We start from the raw sequence: 10,872 nt of genomic DNA on the forward strand, positions 1-10,872 counted from the left end.
GTTCGGGGAGCTCCGGCGACGACACCGGACCGGCCGGTCAGGGCGGCGGCCACCGGCGCGGCGGGCGGCGCAAACCCAAGAGCCGCAAGCGCAAGGTCATCCGCTGGGTGGCCATCGCGGTCGCGGTGGCCGTCCTCGGTTCCGCGGGCGCGGCCTACGGATACTACGAGTACCTCGCCAGCAAGATTCGCAAGGGCGAGCGCAGCAGCGGCAAGACCAACGTCGCCAAGGCCAAGGCGAACTCGGCGGGTCAGACCCCGATGAACATCATGATCCTCGGCTCGGACACCCGCTCCGATCCCGAGGACGCGAAACTCGGCGGCGCCGCCGACGCGAGCGGCGCCCGGGCCGACGTGATCATGATCGCGCACCTGTCGGCCGACCGCAGCAACATGTCGGTGGTCAGCATCCCGCGCGACACCCGGGTGGACATCCCCGAGTGCACCGATCCCAAGACGCACAGGGTGTACCCGAAGAAGAACGCCATCATCAACGAGTCGCTCGACCGGGGCGGCGCGGGCTGCACGCTGGCCACCGTGCAGAACCTCACCGGCGTCTACATCGACCACTGGCTGACCATCGACTTCGCCGGTGTGGTGAAGATGGCCGACGTGGTCGGCGGCGTCGACGTCTGCGTCAAGCAGAATGTCGACGACCACCCGACCGCCGCCCAGCCCGGCGGCTCGCACCTGCACCTGACCAAGGGCCCCCACACCGTCAAGGGCAACCAGGCGCTCCAGTGGCTGCGCACCCGGCATGCCTTCGGCAGCGACGCGGGCCGCTCGCAGGCCCAGCACATGTACATGAGTTCGCTGATCCGCAAACTGCGCGGCCAGGACCTCTTCACCGACCCGGCGAAGCTCAACAAGATCGCCACCACCGCGATGTCCGCGTTCGAGGTCTCCTCCGAGATCGGCACCCCGAAGAAGCTCTACGACCTCGGCATGCAGCTCAAGACGATCCCGCCGAAGCGGATCACGATGGCGACCATGCCGCGGATCGCGGACCCCGAGGACCCCAACGCGCACTACCTGCCGGCGCCGAGCGCCGCCACGGTCTGGTCGCTGCTGCGCAACGACGTGGCCATGGACGCCAACGGCAAGGCGAAGACCAGCACCTCGTCGACCAAGCCGAGCACGCCGGCGACCTCGGGCCCGACGGCCGAGGCCGCGGCGGACATCCCGGTCACCGTGGTCAACGGCACCGCGGGCAGCGCGGACGGCGCGCCGACCCCGGGCCGCGCCGGTTCGATCGCCCAGACGCTCGGCACCGCCGGCTTCACCAAGGCCAAGGCGAGCCAGAGCTCGACACCCCGGCAGAGCACCGTGCTGAACTACCCGTCCAGCGGCGGCGCGCAGAGCAAGTCCGACGCGCTGTCCGTGGCGAAGGCGCTGAAGATCCCGTCGAACAACGTCAAGGCGTCCTCCGACGTGCAGACGATCACCCTGACGATCGGCGCGGACTGGAAGAGCGGCACCAACTACAGCAAGACCCTGCCGAAGGCGGGTTCCGTGCCGAGCGACGCCGACGTGACCAACGGCGCCGACACGACGGGCTGCATGGACATCCTGCCGACCTACCAGTTCTGACCGGTCCGGCCGTTCCGACCGGCGTGTACGGCGAGCCAGCGAGCGCGGGCTGGTGAGGAAGCCGTAGCCCCAGCACATGTGCATGGTGGCCAGCGCGAGCGGGACGCGCAGCCGGGCGCCCACGGGCAGGCCGCGCCCGGCCGGCAGCGAGCCGGCGGTGATACCGACGACGTACGCGGCCGGGATGATCAGCGCCCACGGGCTGAGGGCGGCGCCGACCACGATGCCGACCGCGTTGGCCAGCAGGGCGGCCGGGGCGGCGAGGTAGCGCAGGTTCACCGAGCCGCGGTGGTAGCGGGTCACCACGCGGCGCCAGCGGCCGTAGTCCTTGTACTGCTTGGCGAGGGTGCGCACGCTGGGCCGGGGCCGGTAGGAGACCCGCAGTTCGGGCGAGAACCAGATGAGGTGCCCGGCCTCGCGGATGCGGTAGTTCAGCTCCCAGTCCTGGGCGCGGATGAACTCCACGTTGTAGCCGCCCTGCCGCTCCAGCACCTCGCGGCGGAAGACGCCGAGGTAGACGGTGTCGGCGGGGGCAGCGCTCCCCCCGGTGTGGAAGGCCGCGTTGCCGACGCCGATCTTCGACGTCATGGCGGCGGCCACCGCACGCTCCCAGTCGTTCTCGCCCTCGGCGTGCATGATGCCGCCGACGTTCGCCGCGCCGGTCTCGTCCAGCAGGCGGACGGCGGTGGCGATGTAGTTCGGCGAGAGCATGCCGTGCCCGTCGACGCGGACCACGACCGGGTGCCGGGACGCCTTGATGGCCGCGTTGAGCGCGGCGGGCGTGCGACCGGTGGGGTTGGGCACCGTGTGGACCCGGGGGTCCTCGGCGACCAGCTCTGCGGCGATCACGTCGGTACGGTCCGCGGACGGGCCGAGCGCGATGACGACTTCGAGTTCGCCCGGATAGTCCTGTTCCAGGATGTGCCGGACGGAATTGCGCAGATGGCGCTCTTCGTTCAGCACCGGCATGATCACGGAGACGGCCGGAAGCGCGGAATGGGTGGCGGCGTTCATCCCGGCAAACGTTACCGCTAACGGGGGACACCAGCGCGTGGGGTGAGGACTGACAGTCCTATTTGTCCCTAGCCTGAACGGGTCTGTACGCAGCCGCTATGGCGTAGTACGTCGTGCTGCCCGCATTGCGACGGCTGCACCGCTCTGTTCGGAGGTCGCCCGTGCCGCCCACCCGAAGCCGCCCGTCGCCCTCCGCCGTTCGCCCCCCGGCCGCGGGGCCGGCTCCGGCCCCGGCTCGCGGCGCGGCGGGACGGCGGCCTGCGGGCGACCGGCGACCGCGCCCGCGGCCGCCGGTCCGGGACGTTCCGTGCTCAGCACCCGGATCGCGGGCGGGGTGGCGCTGCTGGTGATCACCGCCAGCGGGGTCGGCCACGCGATGGTGGCCGGGCTGAACGGCGCGATCAACCGGGTGGACGCCTTCGGCGGCATGCAGGACCGCCCGGGAGACAGCAAGGGCACCAACTTCCTGCTCGTCGGCACCGACGGCCGGGACGGCCTGAACCCGGCGGAGAAGAAGCAGTACCACCTCGGCGGCGCGCCCTGCCACTGCACGGACACGATCATGCTGGTGCACCTCTCGCAGGACCGGCAGCGCGCGAGCGTGGTGAGCATCCCCCGCGACACGTACGTACAACTGCCGGACGTGGGCCCCGCGGCCGTACTGGCGAAGCGGCAGGGCGCCGCGCCGGACGCCAGGGCGACGGAGCCGCACGGCCGCGGTACGGCGAAGCCCGGCGGCAAGGCGACCGCGACCGCCACCGCCACCGCCACCTCTGCCGGCGGGCAGCCGCTCGTCCCGACCCACCCGGCGAAGATCAACGAGGCGTACGCCGACGGCGGCCCCAAACTCACCGTCAGCACCGTCGAGAAGCTGACCGGCGTGCGCATCGACCACTACCTGGAGGTCGACTTCGTCAGCTTCATGAAGACCGTGGACGTGCTCGGCGGCGTCCCGGTGTGCACCACCCGCCCGCTGAAGGACTCCTACAGCGGGCTGGACCTGCCGGTCGGCACCACGACGCTCAACGGCGGAGAGGCGCTGCAGTACGTACGCTCCCGGCACATCGACGCCGACTCCGACCTCGGGCGGATGCGGCGCCAGCAGCAGTTCGTGGCCCAGGTGATCCACAAGATCACCGCGAGCGGCACCCTGACGAACCCGATGAAGCTGGAGAAGGTGGCGAGCACGGTACTGGGCTCGGTCCGCGCCGACGAGGGGCTACAACCGACCGACCTGATCTCGCTGGCCCGCAGTATGAAGGGCTTCACGTCCGACTCCTCGGAGTTCGAGTCGGTGCCGCTGAGCAACCTGAACTACAACGTGCCCCGGGTCGGTTCCACGGTGAAGTGGGACACCGACAAGGCCGGCAAGCTGTGGGCGGCGATCCGGGCCGATCAGCCGCTGGCCGCACACCACGCCGCATCGGGCTCGTCGAGGTCGTCCGCGTCTTCCGCGCCTTCCGGCTCTTCCGGCTCTTCCGGCTCTTCCGCCTCTAAGCCGGGCTCCCCCTCCCCCAAGGCGGTCAAGGTCGATGTCGCCCCCAGCGGGATCAGCGTCCAGGTCGCGAACGCCACCGGTGTGAACGGCCTGGCCGGCACCGCGCAGAAGGCCCTGCACGCGACCGGTTTCGCCACCCCGGGGCTGCCGGCCACCGCCGACCGGCACGCCCGGCACACCACCATCCGCTACGACCCCCGGTGGGACCGCTCGGCGAAGTCGCTGGCCGCCGCGCTGCCCGGCGCGCAACTGGTCCGGGCGAAGGGACAGGGACCGGTGATGCAGGTCACCCTCGGTATGGACTTCAAAGGCCGCGAGGTGCAGCCGGTGACCGCGCGGGCCGCCACGGCGCCGCAGCCGGCAGGCACCGCGCAGACCGGCGACGCGGTGGGCTGCTGAGCGTGGTGGGCTGCTGAGCGTGGTTGCGGCTGCCGAGCCGCCTGCCCGGCCGCCGCCCGCCCGGCTACCCGTCCAGGCCCTCCGCGACCCGCTCCCTGCGCAGCTCAAGGATCGCGCGACGGCGGGCCAGCCGGTGGGTACGGCGGATCTGGGCCTCCTGCCAGCGGCGCCGGTCCCGGTCGGTCTCGGGGAGCACCGGCGGCACCCGCCGCGGCGTTCCCTCGGCGTCGACGGCCACGAAGACCAGGTAGGCGCTCGCGACCTGCTCGCCGGGGCCGGCCTGGTTCCACCGCTCGGCGACCACCCGCACCCCGACCTCCATGGAGGTCTTCCCGGTCCAGTTCACCTGGGCCTTGACCTGGAGCAGGTCGCCGACCCTGACCGGTTCGAGGAAGGCCATCTCGTCCATCGCGCCGGTCACCGCCGGGCCCTCGGAGTGGCGGCCCGCGACGGCGCCCGCCGCGTCGTCCACCAGCTTCATCACCACGCCGCCGTGCACGGTGCCCAGCAGGTTCGTGTCATGGGCGCTCATGATGTGCGAGAGCGTGATGCGGGAAGCGGCGGTGGGCTTGCCCGGGAGTACTTGGACCGGCGGGGTGGGCAGCGGCTCCGGGACGGGGGATGAGTTGATCACGAAATCAACTGTATGTCGGTCGTGAAGTCTGTCGCGGTCCTGATGCGGCTGTCCCGGACGTGCTGCGGTCGGTGGCCGAATGCATCGGATCTGCTACAGAACCGCCGGTGATTGCGGGTCCCGCGCCGGGTCCGGGCACACTGGCGGGCATGAACGGTTGGAGCGATGACGCCGAGCGGCGCAGGGTTGCCGAGCCTCCGCTGCCCCCAGAACTGTCGCCGCGCCGTGCCGCCGCCGCCCACGGCGGGGTCCCGCCGCAGCAGGCTCGGCGACCGCAGCCGGGCCCGCAGCCGGGCGCCGGCTCCGGTGACGGCTACGGGCCGCCGAGCACCGGCGGGCCGGGCGGGCGCGGGCCGCGCGGACCGCGCTGGAGCACCCGCAAGAAGCTCGGCTACACCGCACTCGGTCTGGTCGTGGTGCTGCTCGTGGTGTCGGTCTCCACGTACTTCTGGGCCGACTCCAAGGTGCGCCGCCAGGTGGACCTGAGCGCCATCAACAAGGAGCCGGGCGCGCCCGCCAAGGGCAAGGGCACCAACTACCTGATCGTGGGCTCCGACAGCCGCGAGGGTCTGTCCAAGGCCCAGGAGAAGGAGTTGCACACCGGCTCCGACACCGGCCAGCGCACCGACTCGATGATGATCCTGCACACCGGCAGCAACGGCACCACCATGCTGAGCCTGCCGCGCGACTCCTACGTGACGATCCCGTCGTTCTACGGCAAGGAGACCAAGAAGCAGTACCCGGCCTCCACGCACAAGCTCAACAAGGCGTACGCGGACGGCGGCCCCGAGTTGCTGGCCCGTACCGTCGAGCACGACACGGGCATCCACATCGACCACTACGCGGAGATCGGCTTCTCCGGCTTCGTGAACCTGGTCAACGCTCTCGGTGGGGTGCAGTTGTGTCTGGACGCACCGCTGAAGGACAAGGCGTCGGGCGCGGACCTCAAGAAGGGCTGCCAGAAGGTCAACGGCAAGGAGTCCCTCGCCTACGTCCGCGAGCGGCACCAGGAGGCGAGCCAGGACCTGGGCCGGATGAAGCACCAGCAGCAGTTCCTCGCCACGCTGGCGCACCAGGCGGCGTCGCCGTCCACCATCCTCAACCCGTTCAAGCTCTACCCGGTGATCGGCTCCGGCCTGGACACCCTGGTGGTGGACAAGAACATGAGCCTGCTGGACCTGGCGCACATGTTCTTCGCCATGAAGGGCGTCAGCGGCGGCGACGGCAACCAGCTGACGGTGCCGATAGCCAACGCCAACTACGCGACCGGGGACGGCGACTCCGTGCTCTGGGACAAGACGAAGGCGGACAAGCTCTTCAGCGAGTTGCAACAGGACCAGAAGGTCGACGCCGGCTGACCGGCGTCCATCCGGCTTCGCGCACAGTGGCCCCGGCACCCGCGATGCGGGGGCCGGGGCCGCTTGCCGTTCACTGGGCGATCGGCATCCCGGTCGCCGCCGGCACCCACTGGTCGAACTCGTTGCGCCAGTAGCGCGCGACGTTCAGCCGGGTCGGCTTCTGCTGGCCGGGGAGCAGGAACCTCAGCGAACTCCACATCGTGTTGCGGTGGACGTCGCTTATGAGGCGGGCGGCCTCCTGCCGCGGTATCGCCGCCACCAGTTCCTTGGGCCGGGCGCTCATCCGGCTCGCCTTGTGGAAGACCACGGCCTGCTCGGTGACCGTGACGAAGTAGTACTTCACGAACAGCGTGGCCGTGGCCCCGAGGGCCGCGATCAGGTACGGGCTCGGGCCGGTCTGGACGTGGATCGTGGCGATCGGCCGGTCACCCGGATTGATCTCCGCGATGGCCTGCGCCACCTGCTCCTGCATGGTGGACTTGCGAATGGCCATGGACGTGCCCCCATCGTTTCGACGTGCTGACATGCGACGACGCCGCCACCGGCGAACCGGCGGCGGCGTCGCAGCGTACCGTCCTCGAACCTGCCGGGGACATGCGGGGAGCGTCGTTGAGACGAACCCGTGACGAGCCCGAGGGTCAGTGGCGCGCGGAAGCGGCGCGACGGCGCAGACCGAAGACGGCGCCACCGCCGACGACCACCAGGGCGCCCGCGATGCCCGCGATCATCCCGGTGTTGCTGCCGCCACCGGTCTCGGCGAGGTTGCCGCTCGGCGACGGGGAGCTGGTGTCGGCCACGGCAGCGGCGGACGTGCTCGGCGCGGCGGTCGGGCTGGCGGACGGCGCCTCGGTGGTGGGCGTCGTCGACGGAGCACTGGTCTCCGGGGCCGACGGCGAAGCCGGCGGGGTGGTGGGCGGGGTGGTGACACCGCAGTCGGTGCTCGGCAGGGTGACACCCTTGCCCACGGCCTGGTTGTCGAAGTGCTTCGCGACGGACGCGAGCACCTGGTAGTGCGTACCGGCGGCCCACGGCACCGAGATGGTGAAGTCACCACTGCGGTCGGTGTACGACTGCTGGGCGACCTGCTTGCCGCTGTCGTCCTTGACCGTGATCGTCACCGGGCGGGAGCCGTCGGTGTCGTGAACGGTGATGACACCGTTGCCGCTCGGCTGGTCGCAGGTGACGGAATCGGTGAGCGAGAAGTCGCCGATGTTACAAGCTGACGCGGTGCCTGCGACGCCCAGCGCGAGAGCGGCTGCGGCGGAGGCAACGCCTACGGAACGCACCGTAAGAGAGGTGCGGCGGGATATGGACACGTTTGCCCTTCACAGATTCGGAGCAGAAGCGCGGATGGCCATCCAGCGAGTGACGAATCGCCCCCCGTCTCCGCTGATGGCCCACACAGCTCTACAAGTGTCCGCGGCAGCTTGTCAATTGATCGCAAACCGCCCACTAAACCTTTCCAACCACCCAAAATTCCCGCAAACGGTCGCGACCTCGTGCACGTTTATTACAGAGTTGAGACGTAGCCGAACCGCGCCGGGACCACCTGCTGCACCGCCAGTTCGGCATCGACCTGCGGTCGTCCGCGCATCCTCGGCCTGCCAAGCGCCCGGCAGGAGCAGGTGCTCTCGCTGGCCGCGGAGATCGTCCGCTCCTGGGGCGGCGACGGGCTGCTTGCGCAAACTGCCGGCCGCGCTCCGGCTGCGCTACCACCTGCTCGGCCAGGGGCTGTTCGACCAGGCGCTGGAGGTGGTGAGCTTCGAGGCGTCGGGAAGGAGCCCGGCATCGTGACCGAGGACGGCGTCGCCTACGCCGCGTACCCGCACTGGCGCGACCGCGAACTGCCCGTGCCCGACGCCGTTTTCGACATCACGCCGCAATCACCGGGCTCCAGCGGCGACTCAGCCGCTGAGGCCACCCGCCGAAGTCACCGCGGGCCCGGCGTCGACGACCTGGCCCGCGGCCGAAGTGCTCACCGCAATCGGGGCGATCCCCGTTTCCGAAGCGATCCCCGCTTCCGAGGAGATCCCCCAAGTCCCTTGCAGGTTCAGCCCTTGAGGATCTGGCGGGCCATGACGATCCGTTGGACCTGGTTGGTGCCTTCGTAGATCTGGGTGATCTTGGCGTCGCGCATCATGCGTTCGACGGGGTAGTCGCGGGTGTAGCCGTAACCGCCGAGGAGTTGGACCGCGTCGGTGGTGATCTCCATCGCGGCGTCGGAGGCATAGCACTTGGCGGCGGCGCCGAAGAAGGTCAGGTCCGGGTCGGAGCGTTCGGACTTCGCGGCGGCGGCGTAGGTGATCTGGCGGGCGGCCTCCAGTTTCATGGCCATGTCGGCGAGCATGAACTGGATGCCCTGGAACTCGGCGATGGCCTTGCCGAACTGCTTGCGTTCCTGGACGTATCCCTTGGCGTAGTCCAGGGCGCCCTGGGCGATGCCGAGTGCCTGGGCGGCGATGGTGACGCGGGTGTGGTCCAGGGTCTTCATCGCGGTGGCGAAGCCGGTGCCCTCCGCGCCGATCATCCGGTCCTCGGGGATGCGGACGTTGTCGAAGTAGACCTCGCGGGTCGGGGAGCCCTTGATGCCGAGTTTCTTCTCGGGGGCGCCGAAGGAGACGCCCTCGTCGTCCTTTTCGACCACGAACGCCGAGATGCCCTTCGAGCGCTTGTCGGGGTCGGTCACGGCCATCACCGTGTAGAACTCCGAGACGCCCGCGTTGGTGATCCAGCGCTTGACGCCGTTGAGGACGTACGAGTCGCCGTCGCGCACCGCGCGGGTCTTCATGCCCGCCGCGTCCGAACCCGCCTCCGGCTCCGACAGCGCGTAGGAGAACATGCCCTCCTTGCGGGCCAGCGCGCCCAGGTACTTCGCTTTGAGTTCCTCCGAGCCGGACAGTTGCACCGGCATCGAGCCGAGCTTGTTGACCGCCGGGATGAGGGAGGAGGACGCGCAGACCCGGGCCACCTCCTCGATCACGATCACCGTGGACAGCGCGTCGGCCCCCGAGCCGTCGTACGCCTCCGGGACATGGATGGCGTGCAGGTCATTGGCCTCCAGCGCGTCACGCGCCTCCTGGGGGAAACGGGCCTGCTCGTCGACCTCGGCGGCGAACGGCGCGATCTTGGCCTCGGCGAGCGACCGGACGGCATCGCGGAGCATCTCGTGCTCCTCCGAGGTCCGGAACAGGTCGAAGTCGGCGGCTGCGGCCATGAAGTATCACTCCCGAGTGTTCGCTACCGTTGAGTAACCCCCGTAACCCTACGGTCGCGGGAGGGCGGGTGCCAACGGGCCCGCGCATGTGATCTTTGCCCTCGCGTGACGTTGGCGACACCCCGGGCCGGGCGGATCGGAACGCGGACCAGGACACGGATCGGGACACGGATCAGGACACGTTCTTGCCGAGCGTGTCGACGCCGTCGGTGGTCGCCATGTAGTTCGCCATGGAGTCGTTGCGCATCGCCTCCCACAGCTCGGCGGAGGCGTTGGCGTCGAGCAGCACCACCGACTGCTTGTCGATGGTGTCGAAGCCCGCGACGGGCGTGTTCATGAACGACATGTCCTTCGACCGCACCCCGTGCATGTTCCACACCAGGTTGCGCAGGTCGCCGTTGGAGAGCTTGTCGTCGAAGCTGACCACCGAGGTGACCTGGTCGAGCGTGCGCTTGAGCTTGAGCGGGTTGCTGAAGGTGCCGGTGGAGAGCATCTTGGCGAGCACGGCGCGCAGGAAGTTCTGCTGGCGGTGGGTGCGGTCGAGGTCGCCGCGCGGCAGGCCGTAGCGCTCGCGGACGTAGTCCAGTGCCTCGGCGCCGTCCATGTGGTGGGTGCCGGCGGTCCACACCCCGCCGGGGCCGTTGCGGCGCGAGACGGTCTTGTCGACGGTGATGTCCACCCCGCCGACCGCGTCGGTGAGCTTCTTGAAGCCGCTCCAGTCGATCACCATCAGGTGGTCGATCTTCACCTTCGTCATGCGCTGCACCGTGTCGATCAGCAGCGGTGGCCCGCCCCAGGAGAAGGCGGCGTTCAGCTTGGCGTTGCCGTGGCCGGGGATGCTCACCCAGGAGTCGCGGGGCAGCGAGACGACGTAGGCGTTCTTGTGGTTCGCGGGTATGTGCACCAGCATCATCGTGTCGCTGCGCTGGGCGCCGGACTTCCACTCGGGGGCCTTGGCGCCCTTGCCGGTGGTGGGCAGGTCCGACCGCGCGTCCAGCCCGACCAGCAGGAAGGTCTGGCTGCCACCCTTGGACGGCTGCGGCAACGCGGACTTCGGCACATCGGTGGGGAAGGCGTTGGGGATGCGCTGCACCCGGCCGGTGTAGTGGTGGTACGCCCAGTAGCCGGTGCCGACGATCAGCAGGACGCCCGCGCACAGCAGGCTC

General features: G+C 70.0%; 8 protein-coding genes and 1 pseudogene. 3 read left to right on the top strand and 6 right to left on the bottom strand.

The genetic code is table 11. From position 1 onward, the window contains the following. A partial coding sequence (locus tag AC13HU_RS20915) for an LCP family protein (protein ID WP_483043441.1) occupies window positions 1–1,589 on the top strand: 1,589 nt, incomplete at its 5' end. Between the two features lie 6 nt (window positions 1,590–1,595). Here AC13HU_RS20915 and AC13HU_RS20920 read toward each other — a convergent pair. Then, window positions 1,596–2,603: pseudogene (locus tag AC13HU_RS20920) on the bottom strand (glycosyltransferase family 2 protein); the annotation flags it as partial. A 307-nt stretch (window positions 2,604–2,910) separates the two neighbouring features. Here AC13HU_RS20920 and AC13HU_RS20925 point away from each other — a divergent pair. Continuing rightward, window positions 2,911–4,500, top strand: a complete 1,590-nt coding sequence (locus AC13HU_RS20925; RefSeq protein ID WP_483043442.1) for an LCP family protein — start codon at window positions 2,911–2,913, stop codon at window positions 4,498–4,500. Window positions 4,501–4,564: 64 nt separating this feature from the next. Here AC13HU_RS20925 and AC13HU_RS20930 read toward each other — a convergent pair whose 3' ends face one another. Then, window positions 4,565–5,032, bottom strand: coding sequence for an acyl-CoA thioesterase (locus AC13HU_RS20930; RefSeq protein ID WP_483043448.1), 468 nt, complete (start codon window positions 5,030–5,032; stop codon window positions 4,565–4,567). A 251-nt stretch (window positions 5,033–5,283) separates the two neighbouring features. Between AC13HU_RS20930 and AC13HU_RS20935 the strand changes: the two genes are divergently transcribed. Further along, the gene (locus AC13HU_RS20935; protein ID WP_483043443.1) at window positions 5,284–6,492 is read left to right on the top strand and encodes an LCP family protein; all 1,209 of its coding nucleotides are present in this window, start codon (window positions 5,284–5,286) and stop codon (window positions 6,490–6,492) included. 70 nt (window positions 6,493–6,562) lie between these two features. Here the strand turns inward: AC13HU_RS20935 and AC13HU_RS20940 are convergent, their stop codons facing one another. The 4 genes from AC13HU_RS20940 to AC13HU_RS20955 form a co-directional block, all read right to left on the bottom strand. Beyond that, window positions 6,563–6,985, bottom strand: coding sequence for a hypothetical protein (locus AC13HU_RS20940; RefSeq protein WP_483043444.1), 423 nt, complete (start codon window positions 6,983–6,985; stop codon window positions 6,563–6,565). A gap of 145 nt (window positions 6,986–7,130) precedes the next feature. Then, window positions 7,131–7,778, bottom strand: coding sequence for an LAETG motif-containing sortase-dependent surface protein (locus AC13HU_RS20945; protein WP_483043445.1), 648 nt, complete (start codon window positions 7,776–7,778; stop codon window positions 7,131–7,133). Between the two features lie 764 nt (window positions 7,779–8,542). Beyond that, complete coding sequence (locus AC13HU_RS20950; protein ID WP_483043446.1) at window positions 8,543–9,706, bottom strand: acyl-CoA dehydrogenase family protein; 1,164 nt, start codon at window positions 9,704–9,706, stop codon at window positions 8,543–8,545. Between the two features lie 172 nt (window positions 9,707–9,878). Further along, window positions 9,879–10,872: LCP family protein (locus tag AC13HU_RS20955; RefSeq protein ID WP_483043447.1), on the bottom strand; the 994-nt coding region annotated here is incomplete at its 5' end.

The organism is Streptomyces sp. NH27 (assembly GCF_056859195.1).